Here is a 19424-nt window from a genome sequence, read left to right on the forward strand (position 1 = left end):
TCACTCCTGCTATTGCCATTTGCGGTGATAGGCGCCAAGCGTGGTCTGCGAGCCTTCGGACATCGCGCCGAGCGTCTCCATCCAGGCGCTGTCGGCCCGATAGCCGGTTGGATCGGCGATGCAACGGTCAATAGCCTGTCGCCAGACGCGTGCTACCTGGCTGACATACGCCGGACTGCGCTGACGGCCTTCGATCTTCACCGAGGCGATATTGGCGGCCAGCAGCTCTGGCAACAGCTCCAGGGTATTAAGGCTGGTGGGCTCTTCCAGGGCGTGATAGCGCACGTCGTCCACCAGGTAACGGCCTTTGCACAGCGTTGGATAACCGGCATTTTCGCCATCCTGATAGCGGTCTATCAGCACATCGTTCAGCCGTGATTCCATGCCCTGCGGCGTTTGCTGCCAACGTACAAAGCGCGCGGGCGAACAGGCGCCGACGGTATTGGGTGATTCCCCGGTCAGGTAAGAGGACAGATAGCAGCGGCCTTCGGCCATGATGCACAGACTGCCGAAGGCAAACACCTCCAGCGGTACCGGACTGGTGCGCGCCAGTTGTTTAACCTGGTGCATCGACAGCACGCGTGGCAGCACCACGCGATGTACCGCGAAATGGCGTTGATAAAAGCGAATCGCTTCTTCATTGGTGGCGGACGCCTGTACCGAAACGTGGCGTTCAATCTGCGGATAGCGTTCGGCGGCGTATTCCAGCATCGCCAGATCCGCCAGGATCAGCGCGTCGGCGCCCAGTTGCGCGGCCATATCGACGGCGCGTTGCCAACGTGAAAAACCGTCCGGATGCGCGAAGGTATTTATCGCGATGTGCAGCTTGCGGCGGTGCTGATGTACGTAATCTGCCGCCTGTTGCAGTTTTTTTTCGGTAAAATTGAGCCCGGCAAAGTGTCGCGCGTTGGTGTCGTCTTTCAGGCCGATGTACACGGCGTCAGCGCCGTTATCGACCGCAGCCTTCAGGGCCGGCAAATTACCGGCGGGACAAAGCAGTTCCATGGTCTTATCCTGCTCCAGCGGGTTTTACGCCGTGATGATGGTCGCCACACGGTGTTTTCCGTCGGCATTTTTTGTTATCGGGTGGACGATTTTAGTGAAGCTGCGGTTAACAGGTTTTGATTTGAGGCAGTTTCTGGCGTATTGATAGGCGGTGTGACGCGCACTGAATTGCACTATTTGTTGATGTAGGCCGCTGAAGCTGGGCACCGTTGTGGCAAAATGACCGTAGACCGAGTTGAAAGGAGTGGATGATCGTGTTGGAAAAACTACGAGCACGCATTGTGCGTCAAGGGCCGTCGCTATTGCGCGCACCGTTAAAACTCACGCCGTTTGCTCTGCAACGCCAACTGTTGCAACAGGTGCTGGGCTGGCAGTTCCGCCAGGCGCTCGAGGACGGCGATCTGGCATTCCTCGAATCGCGCTGGTTGAAGATCGAAGTGCGCGATCTGGCGCTACACTGGTTTATGACGGTCGAAAACGATCGGCTGGTTGTCAGCCAGCACGCGCAGGCAGATGTCAGTTTCAGCGGCGACGCCAACGATCTGGTGCTGATCGCGGCACGCAAGCAGGATCCTGACACGCTGTTCTTCCAGCGTCGGCTGCGGATAGAAGGGGACACCGAATTGGGCCTGTATGTAAAAAATCTGATGGACGCCATCGAACTGGACACGATGCCGGCGCCGCTGCGCATGGGCTTGCTGCAGTTGGCGGACTTTATCGAAGCGGGTATGCAGGAGGGCACGGTGCAGTCTGACCGTGTGATGGCATCATGCTGATACGCGTAGAAATTCCGGTAGACGCCGCTGGCATCGACAATCTGCTGCGCCGCGCTTTCGGCGGAGATGATGAGGCCGACTTGGTGCAGCAACTGCGTGAGGACGGCTTGCTGACCCTGGGTATTGTGGCCACCGATGACGAGGGCGGCGTGGTTGGCTATGCCGCCTTCAGTCCGGTCGAGGTGGCCGGAGAGGATCGGCAGTGGGTTGGCCTGGCGCCGCTGGCGGTGGACGAAAGCCTGCGCCGGCAAGGGCTGGGTGAAAAGCTGGTCTACGAAGGGCTGGACGCGTTGAACGAGTTCAGTTACGCCGCAGTAGTCGTGTTGGGAGAGCCGGAGTATTACGGCCGCTTTGGCTTTAAAAGAGCTGCCGACTACGACTTGCATTGCCGCTGGCCGGAAACGGAGCAGGCATTTCAGGTGTACCCGCTGGGGGAAGATGCGCTGACCGGCGTCAACGGCCTGGTTGCCTATGCCGCGCCGTTCAATCGATTTTAACCTGCGGTAGCAGGTGTTCCAGCGAGAGGGGCGGGTGTGACACCAGCCTCTCTTTTTGCTGTTTGCTCAGTTGCTTAACCCGATACTCCAGGCGTAGCGCCAACGATCGATCCCCCGCCGGACAGTGGAATACCAACGTCAGCTCCCCTTTGCCGCGTAGCGATTTTGCCCCCTTACCGGCCTGATGCTGTGCCAAGCGCCGCGGTACATCGGTGGTGATGCCGGTATACAGCATGCCGTTGGGCAGGCGCAGCATATACAGATGCCAGGTTATGCCAGGGGGACTGCCAGCGTCATGTGACATGCGGTTATTCCTCGCCGAGTCCGCGCCGATCGCCACCCCAGAAAGGGCCATGGGCGACCGAATCCCTGACGATAAGTTGCGAGCTAAAAAGCGTGTCTTTTGACAAATAGCCGCCGTCGAGCATGGCAATCAACCGATTGATCACTTCGTTGATCATGTCGCTGACCGGATCTTTAACGCTGGTCAAGGCCGGCGTCAGATAGGGCGCGGTTGGAATATTATCGAAACCAATCACAGACACCTGACCCGGTACGGCAATGCCTCGATCGGTCAGCTGCTTGATGGCGCCAATCGCCATGTCGTCGTTACTGGCCAGTAAGGCGCTAAACGGGATGTTGTCGTGCAGCAGGCTGGCTACCGCTGCGGCGCCGCAGGCCGGCGTCCATTTGCCCTTGATGATGCGCCGTTCCTGCACGGGGATATTGAACCGGGTCAGGGCCTCTTTGTAACCGGATAAGCGTTCGATGGCGGTCGGAGAATCCAGCGAACCGGTAATAAAGGCGATATCGCGGTGGCCCTGCTCAATCAGATATGCGGTGGCGTTAAAACTGGCACCTTTGTGATCGCAACAAATGCAGTGGCTTTGGTTCTTTCTCAGCCGGCGATTCGCCACCATGATCGGTTGCTTAACCTGCTCGATAATCTCGTCTATCACGTCGATGGTTAAGAAACGTGGATAGAGAATCACCGCATCACATTGTAAATCCAGCAGAAACTGGATCGCTTCCTGCTCTTCTTCGGCGCTGTGCTTGCCGTCGACCAGAATCAGCTGCCGGCCATTATCTTCCAGCTTTTGTGCCGCCTGGGACAGTAGTTCGCTGAAATAACTGCCGTTATACAGGGTATTAGTAACCACCAGGCCAATGCATTGCGACTTATTGGTCGCCAGATTTCGTGCCAGCAAATTAGGGCGATAACCTGCCGCTTCAATGGCTTTATACACCTGATCCCGGGTGGCCTCGCTGACGTACCCTTTACCGGACAGCACACGTGAAACCGTGGCCTTTGAGACGCCTGCTTTGTTGGCTACTTCCTGCATGGTTGACATGGCGTTTTCCTGGCTTGCTGACTTGCCCCATATTCTACACATTCCACCGCGCCTGAGCAGGGCATCGCGCAGATTATTGCGCGGCATGTATGTTGATCAACTTCTCAAATCGGGTAAAAATAAAAAATATAAATTGATATTGCCAGTCAATATTATCAATCTCGTGTGAAACCGGTTACCTATTTGTGAGAGTTATCCTCATGGCAAAGAATTATGCGGCGGTATCACGATCGATAGTGGAAGCAGTTGGGGGAGCGAGCAATATTGCGGCAGTGACGCATTGCATGACGCGCTTACGTTTCGTGCTTAACGATGACAGCGTGGTCGATAGCGCCGGTTTGAAGGCGATCGCCGGGGTATTGGGCGTGGTCAGAAGTGAAAACCAGTGTCAGGTGATCATCGGCAATACGGTTTCACAGGCCTATGCCGAAGTGGTGAAGTTATTACCCGACCAGGCGGTGGCGCAGCAACCTTCGCCGCCAAAAGGTAAAATCACCCTGAAACGCATCGGCGCCGGTATTCTGGATGCGTTGATTGGCACCATGTCACCGCTGATTCCGGCGATTATCGGTGGGTCGATGGTGAAGTTGCTCGCCATGATCCTGGATATGACCGGCGTATTCAGCCCAGGCTCTTCAACCTTGATCGTGCTGAACGTGATCGGTGACGGGGCATTCTTCTTCCTGCCGGTGATGGTGGCCGCTTCTGCCGCGATAAAATTCAAAACCAACATGTCGTTGGCCATCGCCATTGCCGGGGTGCTGGTGCATCCCTCTTTTATCGATTTAATGGCCAAGGCCGCTCAGGGCCAGCAGGTGGAATTTATCGGCTTATCGATCACCGCAGTAAAATACACCTACACGGTCATCCCGGCGCTGTGCATGACCTGGCTGTTGTCATACATTGAAAAATGGGTCGATCGCATTACGCCGGCGGTGACGAAAAATTTCCTCAAACCGATGCTGATCGTGCTGATTGCGGCACCGATCGCCATCCTGCTGATTGGCCCGCTGGGTATCTGGATCGGCAGCGGTATTTCTGCGTTGGTCTATACCATTCATAACTATCTGGGGTGGTTATCGGTGGCCATTATGGGCGGTCTCTGGCCGTTGCTGGTGATGACCGGCATGCATCGCGTGTTTACGCCAACCATTATTCAGACCATCGCGGAAACCGGCAAGGAAGGCATGGTGATGCCGTCAGAGATTGGCGCCAATCTTTCGCTGGGCGGCTCATCGCTGGCGGTGGCCTGGCGCACCAAAAATCCGGAACTGCGCCAGACGGCGTTGGCTGCCGCGGCATCGGCTATCGTGGCCGGTATTTCAGAGCCTGCGTTGTACGGCGTGGCGGTCCGCCTGAAGCGCCCGCTGGTGGCGGCGTTGATCAGTGGTTTTGTCTGTGGTGGGGTGGCCGGGATTGCCGGATTGGCTAGCCATTCGATGGCGTCACCGGGCCTGTTCACCAGCGTGCAGTTCTTCGACCCGAGCAATCCGATGACCATTGTCTGGGTGTTTGGCGTGATGATCCTGGCGGTAGTGCTGTCGTTTATTCTTACGCTGCTGCTAGGGTTTGAAGATATTCCCGTTGAGCAGGAGGCGCAAAGTGAAAAAGCCGCCACCGCGCCGGCACTCTCGGTATGACCATGATGAAAATACATAATCAACAAGAGGTGTAGTATGTCAGCATCTGTTTTCCCCGCAGACTTTTTATGGGGTGGTGCGTTAGCTGCCAACCAGGCCGAGGGCGCCTACCGTGAAGGCGGCAAAGGGCTGAGCACGATCGACATGATCCCTCATGGCGCTCACCGGCTGGCGGTAAAGCTGGGGCAGGAACAGCGTTTCACGCTGCGTGAGGATGAGTTCTATCCCAGCCATGTAGGCATCGATTTTTATCATCGTTATAAAGAGGATATCGCGCTGATGGCGGAAATGGGGTTTAGCGTATTCCGCACCTCGATCGCCTGGAGCCGACTGTTTCCGCGCGGGGATGAAACGCAGCCCAATGCGCAAGGCATCGCCTTTTATCGCGATGTATTCCGCGAATGCCAAAAGCACGGTATCGAACCGTTGGTGACGCTGTGCCATTTTGACGTGCCGATGCATCTGGTGCAGGAATACGGATCGTGGCGTAATCGTAAAATGGTGGCGTTTTTTACCCACTATGCCCGCAGCTGCTTTGAGGCGTTTGATGGCCTGGTGAAGTATTGGCTCACCTTTAATGAAATCAACATCTTGCTGCACAGCCCGTTTTCAGGTGCCGGGCTGGTGTTTGAGGACGGCGAGCATCAGGAGCAGGTGAAATATCAGGCGGCTCATCATGAATTATTGGCGAGTGCACTGGCGACTAAAATTGCCCATGAGGTCAATCCGCACAATCAGGTAGGCTGCATGCTGGCCGGCGGCATTTTTTACCCCTGGTCGTGCAAGCCGGAAGATGTCTGGGCGGCGTTGGAAAAAGACCGCGAAAACCTGTTTTTCATCGATGTACAGGCGCGTGGGGCTTACCCCGCCTATACGCAACGGCTGCTGCGGGAAAAGGGCGTGACGCTCGAGATGCAACCCGGCGACAGCGAGATCCTCAAAAACAGCGTCGATTTCGTTTCCTTCAGCTACTACGCTTCGCGCTGCGCATCGGCCGAGATGAACGAGCACAACAGCAGCGCCGCCAACGTGGTCAAGTCGCTGAAGAATCCGCATATTCTCGCCAGCGAATGGGGCTGGGGCATCGATCCCCTTGGCCTGCGCATCACCATGAACATGATGTATGACCGCTACCAAAAACCGCTATTCCTGGTGGAAAACGGCTTGGGCGCGAAAGACGAGTTCAATCAGCAGGGTGAAATTGACGACGACTACCGTATCAGCTATTTGCGCGAGCATATCAAAGCGATGGCCGACGCCATTGAAGACGGTGTGCCGGTGATGGGATATACCTCTTGGGGGTGTATCGATCTGGTTTCCGCCTCCACCGGGGAAATGAGCAAACGCTATGGCTTTGTCCATGTCGATCGTGACGACCAGGGGAACGGCACGCTGGCGAGAACCAGAAAAAAATCGTTCTATTGGTACCAAAAAGTCATCGCCAGTAACGGCGCGGATTTAACCTAATCACCCCGGCACGAACGCAAGAATGGGCGCTTTTGCGCCCATTTTTTAATGCTGGCGATTATCAGCCTTTTTTATCCATCATTTCAAAACGTGGTGAAACCATGCCGTAGAGCGTCCAGCCTAGGAAGGTGGCGATCGCTCCCCACATCATGGCTTCCTCTCCCGAACTATAGAGCGCGTAGAAACTGTAAAGGGCGCCAATACCGGCAATGACGTTGGCGATCCGCGCCTTGTTTTCCGGCACCTTGGCGACTTTCTGGATGATCACCAGTGCTGCCATCGACAAAATATAAGGGATGATGTTGGTGACCACCGCCAGATTGACCAGCACGTTGAACTGCTTGTTGAGCGATGGGCTGATGGTCATCAGGGACAGCACGCTCTGAATGACAACGATGGTCAACATGCCTTTGACCGGCGCATCGGCTTTGCTCAGCTTCGAGAAAATTTTCGGGAAGAAGCCGCTGTCGGCGGAGGATTTGAACACCTGCGCAATGGTGAATTGCCAGCCAAGCAGCGAACCGACGCAGGACATTATCATCAGTGCCATGATTATCTTGCCGACGGTAGGGTTGAACATGTGCGAGAACGCCAAGCCGAACGGCGCGGTAGAATTGGCAAGATCCATATTGGGCACAATGCCGGCGATCACGTTGGTGGACACGATATAAATCACCGCGGCGCCCAGTGTACCGCCGAGCACGGCGATCGGCACGTTGCGCTCGGGGTTTTCCACCACGTCGGTATTGGCGCAGGCCGATTCCAGCCCCAGGAATGCCCACAATGTCATGGAAATCGATGCGCCAATCGCTTCAAAGGTCGGCACGGCGTGTGGGTTCCAGGCGGCCAGATAGGCGTCGCCGCTGAACCAGTGCCAGCCGATGACCGAAATGCCGACCACCGGGATAATCACCCCCCAAACGGTGATGCCGCTGATTTGCCCGGTGATGCGGGCACCGCCAAAGTTGGCGACGGTTGCTATCCACAGCACACAGATCGTGGCGATGCAGATGCCAATCGGCGTCAGATTAACGCCGAACAGTTCGGTGCCGTACCCAACGGCAGAAATGGCGATGGCAATGTTGGCAATCAGCAAGGAAACGCCGTAGGTATAGTTGGCCATGAAATTGCCGGATTTACCGAACGCGTACTCGGCATAACCGCCCATGCCACCGGATTTACGACTGAACATGCCGCATTTGGCAAAGGCATAGGCCAGCGCCATCGAACCGACGGCGGTAACCAGCCATGAAACGATGGAAATGGTGCCTACCTCGGCCAGCTTGGTCGGCAGCATAATTATGCCGGATCCCATCATGTTGACAGCGGTGAGAATGGTTAACTGAACCACGCCCATTTTGTTCTTTGACTTACTCATGATCATTCTCTCTTTTATCATGCGATCGTGACGGTGAAAGCTCACCGTCTTGTAAGGGGAATTAATCTTTAATCACATAACCATAAGCGCGTTGCCAGCCGTCTTCGTCCTGCTGGATATAAACACCCTGCAGTTCAGGTGCGAAGCCGGGTAATAAGTTGATACCCTCCTCAAGAGCCAGGAAATAACGCTGTGCCGCACCGCCCCATATTTCACCAGGCACCACGCACAACACGCCAGGAGGATAAGGAAGCGCGCCTTCCGCGGCAATTCGCCCTTCCGATTTGGCGAGTGAAACCAATTCCACATTACCGCGAACAAATTGTGTATTGGCATCCTGTGGATTCATTACCACCCGTGGGAAATGTTTTTTGCGGAACATTTCCTTTTGCAACTCTTTCACGTCATAGCTGACGTATAAATCATGCATTTCCTGGCAAAGTTGACGTAAGGTATAATTTAAATAACGCTGCTGGTGGTTTTTATATACCGTCGGCAACACTTCACTGAGCGGAGAATCCTGTTCAATATGTTGTTCAAAGCGTGCAATCAGCGCCACCAGATGCTGCATCTTGGCGATGTCTTCCGCCGGCGTCAGCAGGAACAGAATTGAATTGAGATCGCATTTTTCTGGAACAATACCGTTTTCACGCAGGTAATTGGCAAGGATGGTAGCCGGTATGCCAAAACGGCTGTAGGCGCCCGTTTCACTGTCGATCCCTGGGGTCGTCAGCAACAGTTTGCACGGATCGACGAAATACTGTGATTGTGCGTAACCATCAAAGGCATGCCATTTCTCGCCGGGCACGAAGTTAAAGAAACGCAGATCGTCGGCCATGGTTTCCGTATCATATGATTGCCATGGCCGGCCTTCGATTTGCACCGGGACGAACGGTTTGATCAACTGACAGGTATCCAGCAGCATTTTGCGTGCTTCAATACCAATCCGTACGCACTCCTTCCACAAACGCTGTCCGCTTTGACCTTCGTGCATTTTGGCGTTGACGTCGAGTGCCGCAAACAGCGGATAAAACGGGCTGGTGGAAGCATGTAGCATAAAGGCATTATTGAAACGCTTATGGTTGCAATAGCGCTGTTGCCCTTTGATATGTTTATCTTTTTTATGAATCTGCGAGGTTTGCGAGAAGCCAGCCTGCTGCTTGTGCACCGATTGGGTGACGATGATGCCCGGATCGTTTTCCGTCAGCTCCAACAGCAGTGGCGAGCAGTCTTTCATCATCGGAATAAACTGCTCGTAGCCGACCCAGGCCGAGTCGAACAAAATGTAATCGCAAAGATGGCCTATCTTGTCTACCACCTGGCGCGCGTTATAGATGGTGCCGTCGTAAGTACCTAATTGAATGATCGCCAGCCGGAACGGCCGTGGCTGGTTAGCACGTTCCGGTGCCACTTCCTGGATCTGCTGGCGCAGATAGCGTTCCTCGAAACAGTGCGCATCGATGCCGCCGATAAAACCAAACGGGTTGCGGGCCGTTTCCAGATAAACCGGCGTTGCGCCTGCCTGGATCAACGCCCCGTGGTGGTTGGATTTATGGTTATTACGATCGAACAGCACCAGATCGCCACGCGTCAATAAGGCGTTGGTCACTACCTTATTGGAGGCTGAGGTTCCGTTGAGCACAAAATAGGTTTTGTCAGCGTTGAAGACCTTCGCCGCATGTTTTTGTGCATCACAGGGCGCCCCTTCGTGGATCAGCAGATCCCCCAGCTTAACGTCAGCGTTGCACATGTCCGAACGGAACAGCGTTTCGCCATAGAAGTCAAAAAACTGCCGGCCTGCCGGGTGCTTACGGAAAAACTCACCGCCCTGATGGCCGGGACAGGCGAAGGTTGCGTTGCCCATTTCAACGTATTGGGTCAGCGTATTAAAGAATGGCGGCAACAGTTCGCTTTCATATTTTACTGCCGCCGCTTCCAGCTGCTTGCCATAGAACTGCGTATTTTTGCCGCACAATTCGAAGACGCCATGCAGGGCTGGCAAGATAGCGTTATCCAGCTCTTCTTCACAGCAGATGGCGGCAAACAGCGGAATATTCAGGCCGCGTTCTGCTATTTTCGCCACCATTCCCTGTTGAACATCGTTGGCAGAAAGTACCACTGCGGCAATATCGGTAAAATCAGTGTGATGCACATCAATGATTTCCCGGTGGGTTTGAAAGCAGCTTCGGGTTGAAAGGTTAGCGGCAATTTTCAAGCTTTTCATTTTTTTTCCTTTGGGCAGAAATATCCCGCAGCGAATCGATGATTCACTGAAAAATATTCCCGTAAAAATAAAAATACAGATCCTTGGCAATGCTTGTATGGCACTGCGCGGTTTTATTTTTTAAATGGGATAGTGTTGTTATTAATTAAACGAAATCACTGTGCCACCCACGTCATTGAATAATTGACATAGTGAAGCCGTCGCACAATGCGGATCAACGAATAAAGCGGCGATCGTTCCGATTAACTAATAAGAAACGAAGAGGAGAGTTATCTGTAGTTGAAGAATGCGAAGCTAAAGCAACTGCGGTGTGCCATCATCATTAAGTGAGTCGTGCGCCTGATATGCGCCCATTTTCTATTGTTGTTTTCCATTTTCATCCACCTGGTATGAGTGAAACGATGGCGTCATTTTAACGCCGAAAACGGCAAAAAATGTGATTGCAGTCACTAATTTTGCCGTTAAATTAAATAACTATTCATTTTTTATGCAGATGATTGCATAACCTTGCCAAATGACCTATTCAGTATGTGAATAAATTGATACGGCGCAGAGGCCAATAAACGGCATAAACGCGATTACCGAACTCAGTAACGGTAATAGCGAGCGCAAGTCGCGAGGAATGTCATCAGAATAAATCACGCTTGTTTTCTGTTTGTTATTTTTTATCTTTAATCTCAATTGAATGGAAATGTGTTTTTAATGTATTTTTATTCGATTGTTGGTAATGAAGAAATTTCTGACGATTGTGACTGGCTTCAATAAAGCGCGTTAAGATAACAAGGCGACTAAGGAGACACGCGTGGAACAGAGTGAAGACCAACGACACATCAGCCGCTTTCTTGGCAAGCAGCACGTATTGACGCTGTGCGCCGGCCATGGCCTCGACATGTGGTGCGCCAATTGTTTTTACGTCTTCGATGCCGAACGCATGGCGCTGTGGCTGATGACCGAGCCGCACACCCGGCATGGGGTGCTGATGCAACACAACCCCAGCGTGGTGGGCACCATTGCGCCACGGCCAAAAACCATCGCCCTGATCAAGGGCGTGCAGTATCGCGGCCTGGTCACCGAGCTGAGCGGTGACGACGAGGCGTTGGCGCGTGCGCGCTACTGCCGGCGTTTCCCGATCGCCAAGGCAATGAAGGCGACGCTGTGGCAGCTTGATCTGCTGGAGGTCAAAATGACCGACAATGCGCTGGGCTTTGGCAAAAAACTGTATTGGCAGCGTGATTAACGGTATGAAGGGGCGCAGGCTGCGCCCCCGGCTGGATAATTACTGCGCCAATATGCGCAGCGATTCACGGTTAAAGGCCGGTAAATCCTCCGGCGTGCGGCTGGTGACCAGCGTATCGTTATCCACCACCACTTCCTTGTCGTAGTAATCGGCACCGGCGTTTTTCACGTCGACCACCACCGGTTTGACCGTGGTGAGTTTGCGCCCGCGTACCGCATCGGCGCTGATCAGCAGCTGCGGCCCGTGGCAGATGGCGAAAATCGGTCTGCCGCTGTCGGCAAACTGTCGAGTAAACTCGACGAAGCGATCGTCAGCGCGCAGCGCATCGGGCGAATGGCCGCCGGGCAACAGCAGGGCGTCGAAATCGGCGGTTTGTACCTCATCGATCGATTTGTCGATGGTTACGCTGGCCTCGCCTTTTTTGCCCTTAACGGTTTTACCGGCCTGTTTTTCAATGGTGATCACCTGATGCCCCGCCTGGCGAAAAGCGTCGGCGGGAGAGGTAAATTCGGCGTCTTCAAATTCATCGGTAATCAGCACCGCAATTTTCTTGCTCACATTTTCCTCCTTCTGATCAATGACCGTCTTATAAGGCTAGGGGCGCCGGGCGTCATTCTCAACCCCGAACGGGCAGAAAACCCCACCGGCCGCGGCATGGCGCGGTTTGTCGCCATGCACAACACGTAACAGGGTGTGACAGCAGCAAATCACTTATACTGAAATCGAGTAGCTAACTCGGCACGGGAGGGCTTATGGCACGGGTACTGATTATTGGCGCTACCGGACTGGTGGGCGGTGAGTTATTGCGTCTGTTGCAGGCCAATCGGCAGGTAACGGCGATCGTCGCGCCAACGCGCAAGCCGTTGCCGCCACATGACAAATTGCACAATCCGGTCGGCGACGATCTGTTTCAATTACTGACCGGACTGGATCAGCCGGTCGACATGGTGTTCTGCTGTCTCGGCACCACCCGACGCGAGGCCGGCAGCGACGGCAATTTCCACTATGTGGATTATACGCTGGTGGTGGAAAGCGCGCTGACCGGCCGCCGGCTGGGGGCGCAGCACTGTCTGGCGGTGAGCGCATTGGGCGCCAGCACGCGCTCGACCTTTCTGTACAATCGCACCAAGGGTGAAATGGAACAGGCGCTGCGTGAGCAGGGCTGGCCGCGCCTGACGCTGGTGCGGCCGTCAATGCTGCTGGGCCAGAGGCCGACGCCACGCTTGATGGAGCGTATCGCCCAGCCGCTGTTCAATCTGCTGCCGGGCAAATGGAAAGCGATCGCCGCCAAAGACGTGGCGCAGACCATGATGGAACAGGCGTTCAGCGCCGGTAACGGGGTAAAGGTATTAGAATCCAACCAGTTGCGCTGTTTTCACTCCGTCACACACTGACGCTGAGATTATCAAACGCCAATTCCAGGCCGCCAGGCAAGGGGTTGTCGAGCAACCATAAATCGAGCTGATGGCTGATGTGCGTCAGCAGGGTACGGCGCGGCTGCAAGCGCTGCTGGATCTCCAGCGCGCGGGTCAGATCGTTATGGTTGCGCGGCGCCTGCGCCTGCGGTGGCAGGCTGCAATCCAGCACCAGCAGATCCAGCGACACATGTTGCAGGAAACGCGCGGTCTGCGGTGGCAGGCCGACGGTATCGGTAAGATAGGCCAGCGCCTTGCCCGGCGTTTGAATCAGATATCCGTGGGTCGGTTTTGAGTGGATCAGCGGCAGCGGCGTGATCTGCAGGCCGCCAAGCTCCACGCTGACAAACGGCGCCAATGGCGGCTGAAAGTCGAGGATCCCGGGGTGTTTGAACAGATCGTCGCAGCCTTGAGGATCGGGCGGCCCGTACACCGGAATGGAATTTCCGCACCCCCAACGCAAATGAAATAGCCCCTGAACGTGATCCATGTGGTAATGTGTCAGTAAAAAACGTTGAATTTGCCCCGCCGAAAATCGCCGTTCCAACGACGTCAATCCCGCATCCAGCAAGCTGGTTTCCCCGTTATATTGCAACATGGCGCTGCACGCCCGCCGCCGGAAGGCCGCTTCTCGCCGCGCGCGCCGACACACCAGACACTCACAGCCAAATGCCGGCACCTGCTGCGCGCCACCGGTGCCAAGAAAAGTTAATTGCATGACGTTTCCTTATGCGAATGCCGCGCCAGCAGCGCCGTCAATGCCGCCAGCGTGGTGGCCAGATCGCCATTATTATCCAGACGGTGGCAGCCGGGCGGCAAGGCGTGCTGATAGGCCGCCGCGCGCGTTAGCCGCTGCTCTATCTGCTGGGCGTCTTCGCGCCCGCGTTGCTGCAATCGCTGGCGCAGAATGGCCGGATCGACCTGCAGGCATACCGGCAGCAACTGCGTGCCGTAGCGCTGCTGCGCCTGTGGCAGATGAGCGCGAGAGCCGTTGACCACCACATCGATCCCTTGCAGCAGCCACAGATCCACCTCGATCCCCAGTGCGTAATGGGTCTGATGCGCCTGCCAGTCGAGGGCAAACAAGCCGTTGGCTCGCCGGCGCAGAAACTCCACTTCGCTGAGCGCGATGTGATTTTCACAGCCGGCCGCCGCCGGCCGGGTGATATAACGGTGCGCCACCAGCGGTGCGCCGTGCGGGTCGGCTCGCAACCGCTCCAGCAGGCTGTCTTTGCCCGCGCCGGACGGGCCCATCAGATAGATGAGATACGCCATCAGAACACCTGCTTGCCCTGGCGCCAGACGTTTTGTACGTAAATATGCTCGCCGTGCGGGCGTGCCAGCACCAGATCGCCGCGCAGCCCCTCGCCGATGGTGCCACGATCGTCTAGCCCCAGCGCCCGCGCCGGATTGCGCGTTACCATCGCCACCGTTTGCGGCAGGTCATAGCCATTGCGTGGGTCGGCGGCAAGGCGGAATGCGGCATCGAGCAGGCTGGCCGGATAATAGTCGGACGACAGAATGTCCAGCACCCCGAGCGCCGCCAGGTGGTGCGCCGCCACGTTGCCGGAATGCGAACCGCCGCGTACGATGTTCGGCGCGCCCATCAGCACCTGTAATCCTTGCTGATGCGACGCGCGGGCGGCGGCTTCGGTAGTGGGGAACTCGGCGATTACGCTACCCAGAGCGCAGGACTCGCTGACGTGCGCCGCGGTGGCGTCGTCATGGCTGGCCAGGGCAATGCCGCGCGCCCGGCAATGCGCGGCAATCGCTTCACGATTGGGGGTTGCCCAGCGTGCCGACATGGCGATCTGTTCCTGTTCGAACGCGTCCATTTCCCCATCGTTCAGGTTATATTTGCCTTGATAATATTCACGATATTTTTCATGTGCCGCGAACTGGCGCTGACCCGGCGAATGGTCCATCAACGACACCAGCGATACGCCCGGCTTATCCATCAGCTGTTCAAACAGTGGCAAGGTGCTGTGGTGGGGCAGTTCGCAGCGCAGGTGCAGCCGGTGTTCGGCCCGATTGACGCCGGCGCGCTGACTGTGGATCACCGCGTCGATCATCTTTTGCAGGTTGTCCAGCCGGTGGCCGCCGTCGCGCACGTCGCCAATCGCGACCGCGTCCAGCACCGTGGTGATGCCGTTGGCCACCATCAGCGCGTCGTGGCTGCTCATGGCCGAGTGCGCCGGCCAGTCCACGTTGGGACGCGGGGTGAAAAACTTGTCGAGGTTGTCGGTATGCAGCTCGATCAGCCCCGGCAACAGCCAGCCGCCTTCACCGTCCAGCGCCTGCGGCAGACCACTGCTGCCATCGGCGAAGCTGCGGATCACCCCGTCGCTGACTTCCAGCGAACCGTTAACCACCCGATCCTCAAGCACCAATTTGACGTTGTTAATAATCACGGAACCTCCAGCGCCTGTGGCGCCTGCATATCGTGCAACCGGTCGGCAACCTGTGCGCGGACCTGTTCATCATGGAAAATGCCGACGATGGCCGCGCCGCGCTGTCGCGCCCGGGCAATCAGCTTCACGACCGCCGCGCTGTTGCGGCTGTCGAGCGAGGCGGTCGGTTCGTCCAGCAGCAGAATCGGGTAATCGACGATAAAGCCGCGGGCGATGTTGACCCGCTGCTGTTCGCCGCCGGAAAAGGTCGACGGTGCCAGCGGCCACAGGCGTTGCGGCACATTGAGCTGGCTGAGCAGCGCTTCGGCACGCTCACGGCAGACGGCGCGCTCAACGCCCAGCTCCAGCAACGGCTGCATCACCACTTCCAGCGCGCTGATGCGCGGGATCACCCGCAGGAACTGGCTGACCCAGCCGACGGTATGGCGGCGCACCGCCAGGATCTGCCGCGCTTCGGCCTGAACCACGTCCAGCCATTGGCCTTGATGCTCGATCCAGATATGGCCGCTGTCCGGCAGATAGTTGGCGTACAGCGACCGCAGCAGCGTGGATTTCCCGCTGCCGGAATGGCCGTGCAGCACCACGCATTCACCGCTGTTGACCGTCAGGTTGGCGTCATGCAACACCGGCAGCCGCGTGCCGTGCTGCTGGTGCAGCACAAAGGTTTTACTCAGGTGTTCAACCCGGATTTTAAGCGTCATGTTGTTTTCACTCCGTTATGCCAGCACTGACGACACCAGCAGTTGGGTATAGGGGTGGTGCGGATCGTCCAGTACCCGGTCGGTCAGGCCGCTTTCCACCACTTCGCCCTGTTTCATCACCAGCAAACGGTGCGCCAGCAGCCGCGCCACGCCAAGATCGTGGGTGACGATCACCGCCGCCAGCTGCATTTCCACCACCAGCGTGCGCAGCAGATCCAGCAGTCGCGCCTGTACCGAAACGTCCAGCCCGCCGGTCGGTTCGTCCATAAACACCAGTTTGGGGTGGGTGACCAGATTGCGGGCGATTTGCAGCCGCTGCTGCATGCCACCGGAAAAGGTGGTTGGCAGATCGTCCAGGCGCGACACCGGGATCTCGACGTCCTCCAGCCACTGCGCGGCCTGCTGGCGGATGTCGCCATAGTGCCGTTGGCCAATTGCCATCAGCCGTTCGCCGATATTGCCGCCGGCGGAGACCTGCGGCCGCAGCCCGTCAAGCGGATGCTGGTGCACCACGCCCCAGTCGGTGCGCAGCAGACGGCGGCGATCGCTTTCCGCCATCGCGTACAGATCGTGCCGTTGCCCGGCCTGTGGCTGATAAACGATCTGTCCGTGCTGTGGCGCCAGGCGGGCTGAAATCGACTTCAGCAGGGTGGTCTTGCCGGAGCCGGATTCGCCGACGATACCCAGCACTTCACCGGGATAGATATCAAATGACACATTGTTAAAACCTTTGCCCGGCGCGTACAGGTGCGTCAGGTTGCTTACCGACAGCAGCGGGGCGCTGTCCAAAAGTGCGGAAGTCATCAGTGCTGCGCCTCTTGCTGTTGCGCCAGCTGCTGCCGGCAATAATCGGTATCCGAACAGACGAACATACGGCTGCCCCGATCGTCGAGCACCACCTCATCCAGATAGCTGTGGCGCGAACCGCACAGCGCGCACGGTTCTTCCCACTGCTGGATGCTGAACGGGTGATCGTCAAAGTCCAGGCTTTCCACCTTGGTGAACGGCGGCAGGGCATAGATGCGCTTCTCACGCCCGGCACCAAACAGTTGCAGCGCCGGCATCATGTGCATTTTCGGGTTGTCGAACTTCGGGATTGGCGACGGATCCATCACATAACGGTCGTTGACCTTCACCGGATAGGCATAGGTGGTGGCAATGTGGCCGTAGCGAGCGATGTCCTCATACAGTTTCACCTGCATCACGCCGTATTCTTCCAGCGCGTGCATCTTGCGGGTTTCGGTCTCGCGCGGTTCGATAAAGCGCAGCGGCTCGGGGATCGGCACCTGATAAATCAGGATCTGATCTTCCCGCAGCGGCGTTTCCGGAATGCGGTGGCGGGTCTGGATCAGCGTGGCTTCCGGCGTCCGTTCGGTGGTGGCGACGCCGGCCACCCGTTGGAAGAAGCGGCGGATGGAGACGGCGTTGGTGGTATCGTCCGCGCCCTGGTCAATCACTTTCAGCACGTCGTGCTGGCCGATAACGCTGGCGGTGATTTGAATGCCGCCGGTGCCCCAGCCGTATGGCATCGGCATTTCACGACCGCCGAACGGCACCTGATAGCCGGGGATGGCCACGCCCTTCAGAATGGCGCGGCGGATCATGCGTTTGGTCTGTTCGTCCAGGTAGCCGGGGTTATAACCGCTCAATACTTCAGTCATGACGCGCCTCCTGACGCTCGGCAAATTCCTGCCGCAGGCGTTTCAACAGTTCCAGTTCGGCCTGGAAATCAACGTAGTGCGGCAATTTAAGGTGAGAAACGAAGCCGGCGGCTTCCACGTTATCGGCATGGGCCAACACGAACTCTTCGTCCTGTGCCGGGCTGGCGACGCTCTCGCCGTATTCGGCGGTTTGCAGAGCGCGATCGACCAGCGCCATCGCCATGGCCTTGCGTTCCGCGCGACCGAATACCAGCCCGTAACCGCGGGTAAAATGCGGCGGCTGTTGCGGCGGATCAACGAAGCCGTTGACCATTTCGCATTCGGTCAGCAGGATTTCGCCGATATCAATGGCAAAGCCCAACTCTTCCGGCACGATGGACACCGTCAGGTAGCCGCTGCGAATTTCCCCGGCGAACGGGTGGGTGCGGCCATAGCCGCGCTGGGTCGAATAACCGAGCGCCAGCAGAAAGCCTTCGTCGCCGCGCACCAGCTGTTGCAGGCGTGCCGAACGCGGGCAGGGGTAAACCGGTGGCGTGCGGGTAATGTCGTCCGGCGTGCTGTCGTCATCCAGTTCGGGCTGCGCCAGTTGCTGCTGGCTGAGCAGATCGAACACGTGGGCGCATTGCTCCGGCAGCGGCTCTTCGGCCAACGGCGCGGCGGGCGTTTCGCCTTCTGCCAGCAGCGCGAAGTCCAGCAGACGATGGGTGTAATCGTAGGTTGGGCCAAGCACCTGACCGCCGGGCAAGTCTTTGTAAACCGCAGAAATGCGTCGTTCCAGACGCATCTTGTCGGTGGCCAGCGGTTGGCTGACCGCCAGCCGTGGCAGCGTGGTGCGATAGGCGCGCAGCAGAAAAATGGCTTCCACCAGATCGCCGCTGGCCTGTTTGACGGCCAGCGCCGCCAGTTCGCGGTCATACACGCCGCCCTCGGTCATCACACGGTCCACCGCCAGCCCGAGTTGCCGATCGATTTGTTCGGCGCTCAGCGCCGGCTGCGCGCTATCACCGCGACGCAGGTTTTCCTGTAACTGATGGGCGGCCTCAATGGCTTTTTCGCCCCCTTTCACCGCGACGTACATCAGCAGGCCTCCAGATGCGTGGTGCGTGGAATGGCGATCAGTTGCTCGCCACAGGTCAGTAGTACGTCAATGCCCAGCGGGAAGCGGTGCGGACGTTCCAGCAGATAATCGCGCAGCGCGGCGGGCAGTTCCGGGCTGATAAGCCGTTGCCGCTCAATGCCGGGGCCGCTCAGGCGCAGCGGTGCGCCTGCCGTCAGGCTGCTCACCTGCACCAGCAGAGTGGCGCCGAATTCCGGCGAAATATCGCTGCCGTACGGTAATTGGCTTAAATCTGCCGCTTGCAGGCTGCCGTCCCACAGCGCAAAGCGGATCGCTGCCGGCGTGTCAGCCAGCGGCGCGCCGGTGTGGAAACGAATGTTTGTCAGCACTTGCTCACAATGCAGGGCAGGGCAGAGATGGATCGGGGTTTCCCCGTCGGCCAACGTCAGCAGCGCTGCGGTGTCGGCGGCGTTCAACGGCGGCCATACTGGCCCGTCGCCGAGCGTCACCGTGACGCCCGGTTCGCTTAACGCCTTGAGCATCAAGCGGAAGGCATGCTGCGCCTGTTCAATCGGTTGGGCAAAGCCGGTGAGTAAACTCATG

The 19424-nt window shown here is 57.3% G+C and carries 21 protein-coding genes; 6 read left to right on the plus strand and 15 right to left on the minus strand.

Going from position 1 to position 19424, the window contains the following annotated elements; all coding sequences use genetic code 11:
* Positions 1-9: 9 nt before the first annotated feature.
* Positions 10-1005 (minus strand): ubiquinone anaerobic biosynthesis protein UbiU, encoded by a 996-nt coding sequence (ubiU, locus tag ACCC84_RS18985; RefSeq protein ID WP_088499852.1) that lies wholly within the window; start codon positions 1003-1005, stop codon positions 10-12.
* Positions 1006-1259: 254 nt separating this feature from the next.
* Here ubiU and ubiT point away from each other — a divergent pair, with 254 nt between their 5' ends.
* Both ubiT and ACCC84_RS18995 read left to right on the plus strand, forming a co-directional pair.
* Positions 1260-1781 (plus strand): ubiquinone anaerobic biosynthesis accessory factor UbiT, encoded by a 522-nt coding sequence (gene ubiT / locus ACCC84_RS18990; RefSeq protein ID WP_039992444.1) that lies wholly within the window; start codon positions 1260-1262, stop codon positions 1779-1781.
* Positions 1775-2278, plus strand: coding sequence for a GNAT family N-acetyltransferase (locus ACCC84_RS18995; RefSeq protein WP_004955875.1), 504 nt, complete (start codon positions 1775-1777; stop codon positions 2276-2278). The genes ubiT and ACCC84_RS18995 overlap by 7 nt, the downstream gene beginning before the upstream one ends.
* Here ACCC84_RS18995 and ACCC84_RS19000 read toward each other — a convergent pair.
* Complete coding sequence (locus ACCC84_RS19000) at positions 2265-2582, minus strand: GIY-YIG nuclease family protein (protein ID WP_147415624.1); 318 nt, start codon at positions 2580-2582, stop codon at positions 2265-2267. The genes ACCC84_RS18995 and ACCC84_RS19000 overlap by 14 nt on opposite strands.
* Positions 2583-2586: 4 nt before the next feature.
* On the minus strand, positions 2587-3630 hold the full coding sequence (locus ACCC84_RS19005; protein WP_198773188.1) for a LacI family DNA-binding transcriptional regulator: 1044 nt from the start codon (positions 3628-3630) through the stop codon (positions 2587-2589).
* 200 nt (positions 3631-3830) lie between these two features.
* On the opposite strand from ACCC84_RS19005, the gene ascF reads away from it, so the two are divergent.
* Positions 3831-5270, plus strand: coding sequence for a PTS cellobiose/arbutin/salicin transporter subunit IIBC (gene ascF / locus ACCC84_RS19010; protein WP_004955872.1), 1440 nt, complete (start codon positions 3831-3833; stop codon positions 5268-5270).
* A 36-nt stretch (positions 5271-5306) separates the two neighbouring features.
* The gene (locus tag ACCC84_RS19015) at positions 5307-6737 is read left to right on the plus strand and encodes a 6-phospho-beta-glucosidase (protein WP_371902159.1); all 1431 of its coding nucleotides are present in this window, start codon (positions 5307-5309) and stop codon (positions 6735-6737) included.
* Positions 6738-6798: 61 nt separating this feature from the next.
* Here ACCC84_RS19015 and potE read toward each other — a convergent pair whose 3' ends face one another.
* From potE to speFL, 3 genes are all read right to left on the minus strand, one after another.
* The gene (gene potE, locus ACCC84_RS19020; RefSeq protein ID WP_039991245.1) at positions 6799-8115 is read right to left on the minus strand and encodes a putrescine-ornithine antiporter; all 1317 of its coding nucleotides are present in this window, start codon (positions 8113-8115) and stop codon (positions 6799-6801) included.
* Positions 8116-8176: 61 nt separating this feature from the next.
* On the minus strand, positions 8177-10339 hold the full coding sequence (speF, locus tag ACCC84_RS19025) for an ornithine decarboxylase SpeF (protein ID WP_371902160.1): 2163 nt from the start codon (positions 10337-10339) through the stop codon (positions 8177-8179).
* Positions 10340-10608: 269 nt separating this feature from the next.
* Positions 10609-10719 carry a leader peptide SpeFL gene (speFL, locus tag ACCC84_RS19030; RefSeq protein ID WP_371902161.1) on the minus strand — a complete coding sequence of 37 codons (111 nt, stop codon included), beginning with the start codon at positions 10717-10719 and terminating at the stop codon, positions 10609-10611.
* A 422-nt stretch (positions 10720-11141) separates the two neighbouring features.
* Here speFL and ACCC84_RS19035 point away from each other — a divergent pair, with 422 nt between their 5' ends.
* Positions 11142-11576 carry a YhbP family protein gene (locus tag ACCC84_RS19035; protein ID WP_198773192.1) on the plus strand — a complete coding sequence of 145 codons (435 nt, stop codon included), beginning with the start codon at positions 11142-11144 and terminating at the stop codon, positions 11574-11576.
* Positions 11577-11615: 39 nt separating this feature from the next.
* Here the strand turns inward: ACCC84_RS19035 and ACCC84_RS19040 are convergent, their stop codons facing one another.
* Complete coding sequence (locus ACCC84_RS19040; RefSeq protein WP_004955861.1) at positions 11616-12134, minus strand: type 1 glutamine amidotransferase domain-containing protein; 519 nt, start codon at positions 12132-12134, stop codon at positions 11616-11618.
* Between the two features lie 194 nt (positions 12135-12328).
* On the opposite strand from ACCC84_RS19040, the gene ACCC84_RS19045 reads away from it, so the two are divergent.
* Positions 12329-12970, plus strand: coding sequence for an NAD(P)H-binding protein (locus ACCC84_RS19045; protein ID WP_004955860.1), 642 nt, complete (start codon positions 12329-12331; stop codon positions 12968-12970).
* On the opposite strand, the gene phnP is transcribed toward ACCC84_RS19045, so the two are convergent.
* The 8 genes from phnP to phnH are packed head-to-tail and all read right to left on the minus strand — an operon-like array spanning position 12960 to position 19423.
* Positions 12960-13709 (minus strand): phosphonate metabolism protein PhnP, encoded by a 750-nt coding sequence (gene phnP, locus ACCC84_RS19050; RefSeq protein ID WP_371902162.1) that lies wholly within the window; start codon positions 13707-13709, stop codon positions 12960-12962. The two genes, ACCC84_RS19045 and phnP, sit on opposite strands and share 11 nt — an antisense overlap.
* Positions 13700-14266, minus strand: a complete 567-nt coding sequence (gene phnN, locus ACCC84_RS19055; RefSeq protein ID WP_004955858.1) for a ribose 1,5-bisphosphokinase — start codon at positions 14264-14266, stop codon at positions 13700-13702. The genes phnP and phnN overlap by 10 nt, the downstream gene beginning before the upstream one ends.
* Complete coding sequence (gene phnM, locus ACCC84_RS19060) at positions 14266-15402, minus strand: alpha-D-ribose 1-methylphosphonate 5-triphosphate diphosphatase (RefSeq protein ID WP_004955856.1); 1137 nt, start codon at positions 15400-15402, stop codon at positions 14266-14268. Before phnM ends, phnN begins: the two co-directional genes overlap by 1 nt.
* Positions 15399-16103 (minus strand): phosphonate C-P lyase system protein PhnL, encoded by a 705-nt coding sequence (gene phnL / locus ACCC84_RS19065; protein WP_004955854.1) that lies wholly within the window; start codon positions 16101-16103, stop codon positions 15399-15401. The genes phnM and phnL overlap by 4 nt, the downstream gene beginning before the upstream one ends.
* A 15-nt stretch (positions 16104-16118) precedes the next feature.
* Complete coding sequence (phnK, locus tag ACCC84_RS19070) at positions 16119-16907, minus strand: phosphonate C-P lyase system protein PhnK (protein WP_004955853.1); 789 nt, start codon at positions 16905-16907, stop codon at positions 16119-16121.
* Positions 16907-17764, minus strand: a complete 858-nt coding sequence (locus ACCC84_RS19075; RefSeq protein ID WP_198773194.1) for an alpha-D-ribose 1-methylphosphonate 5-phosphate C-P-lyase PhnJ — start codon at positions 17762-17764, stop codon at positions 16907-16909. The genes phnK and ACCC84_RS19075 overlap by 1 nt, the downstream gene beginning before the upstream one ends.
* On the minus strand, positions 17757-18842 hold the full coding sequence (locus tag ACCC84_RS19080) for a carbon-phosphorus lyase complex subunit (protein WP_004955849.1): 1086 nt from the start codon (positions 18840-18842) through the stop codon (positions 17757-17759). Before ACCC84_RS19080 ends, ACCC84_RS19075 begins: the two co-directional genes overlap by 8 nt.
* Positions 18842-19423, minus strand: a complete 582-nt coding sequence (gene phnH / locus ACCC84_RS19085; protein WP_004955847.1) for a phosphonate C-P lyase system protein PhnH — start codon at positions 19421-19423, stop codon at positions 18842-18844. The genes ACCC84_RS19080 and phnH overlap by 1 nt, the downstream gene beginning before the upstream one ends.
* Position 19424 lies beyond the last annotated feature (1 nt).

The organism is Serratia odorifera (assembly GCF_041448735.1).
Classification (GTDB): Bacteria; Pseudomonadota; Gammaproteobacteria; order Enterobacterales; family Enterobacteriaceae; genus Serratia_F; species Serratia_F odorifera.

What these genes read in the sequence shown, in the direction of transcription:
- speFL (WP_371902161.1), bottom strand. Translation starts at nt 10,719, where the DNA reads ATGAAAATGGAAAACAACAATAGAAAATGGGCGCATATCAGGCGCACG.
- ubiU (WP_088499852.1), bottom strand. Translation starts at nt 1,005, where the DNA reads ATGGAACTGCTTTGTCCCGCCGGTAATTTGCCGGCCCTGAAGGCTGCG.
- phnP (WP_371902162.1), bottom strand. Translation starts at nt 13,709, where the DNA reads ATGCAATTAACTTTTCTTGGCACCGGTGGCGCGCAGCAGGTGCCGGCA.
- phnH (WP_004955847.1), bottom strand. Translation starts at nt 19,423, where the DNA reads ATGAGTTTACTCACCGGCTTTGCCCAACCGATTGAACAGGCGCAGCAT.
- phnL (WP_004955854.1), bottom strand. Translation starts at nt 16,103, where the DNA reads ATGACGCTTAAAATCCGGGTTGAACACCTGAGTAAAACCTTTGTGCTG.
- ACCC84_RS19000 (WP_147415624.1), bottom strand. Translation starts at nt 2,582, where the DNA reads ATGTCACATGACGCTGGCAGTCCCCCTGGCATAACCTGGCATCTGTAT.
- ACCC84_RS18995 (WP_004955875.1), top strand. Translation starts at nt 1,775, where the DNA reads ATGCTGATACGCGTAGAAATTCCGGTAGACGCCGCTGGCATCGACAAT.
- ACCC84_RS19015 (WP_371902159.1), top strand. Translation starts at nt 5,307, where the DNA reads ATGTCAGCATCTGTTTTCCCCGCAGACTTTTTATGGGGTGGTGCGTTA.
- ACCC84_RS19075 (WP_198773194.1), bottom strand. Translation starts at nt 17,764, where the DNA reads ATGACTGAAGTATTGAGCGGTTATAACCCCGGCTACCTGGACGAACAG.
- ACCC84_RS19045 (WP_004955860.1), top strand. Translation starts at nt 12,329, where the DNA reads ATGGCACGGGTACTGATTATTGGCGCTACCGGACTGGTGGGCGGTGAG.
- ACCC84_RS19005 (WP_198773188.1), bottom strand. Translation starts at nt 3,630, where the DNA reads ATGTCAACCATGCAGGAAGTAGCCAACAAAGCAGGCGTCTCAAAGGCC.
- ACCC84_RS19080 (WP_004955849.1), bottom strand. Translation starts at nt 18,842, where the DNA reads ATGTACGTCGCGGTGAAAGGGGGCGAAAAAGCCATTGAGGCCGCCCAT.
- phnN (WP_004955858.1), bottom strand. Translation starts at nt 14,266, where the DNA reads ATGGCGTATCTCATCTATCTGATGGGCCCGTCCGGCGCGGGCAAAGAC.
- phnK (WP_004955853.1), bottom strand. Translation starts at nt 16,907, where the DNA reads ATGACTTCCGCACTTTTGGACAGCGCCCCGCTGCTGTCGGTAAGCAAC.
- speF (WP_371902160.1), bottom strand. Translation starts at nt 10,339, where the DNA reads ATGAAAAGCTTGAAAATTGCCGCTAACCTTTCAACCCGAAGCTGCTTT.
- potE (WP_039991245.1), bottom strand. Translation starts at nt 8,115, where the DNA reads ATGAGTAAGTCAAAGAACAAAATGGGCGTGGTTCAGTTAACCATTCTC.
- ascF (WP_004955872.1), top strand. Translation starts at nt 3,831, where the DNA reads ATGGCAAAGAATTATGCGGCGGTATCACGATCGATAGTGGAAGCAGTT.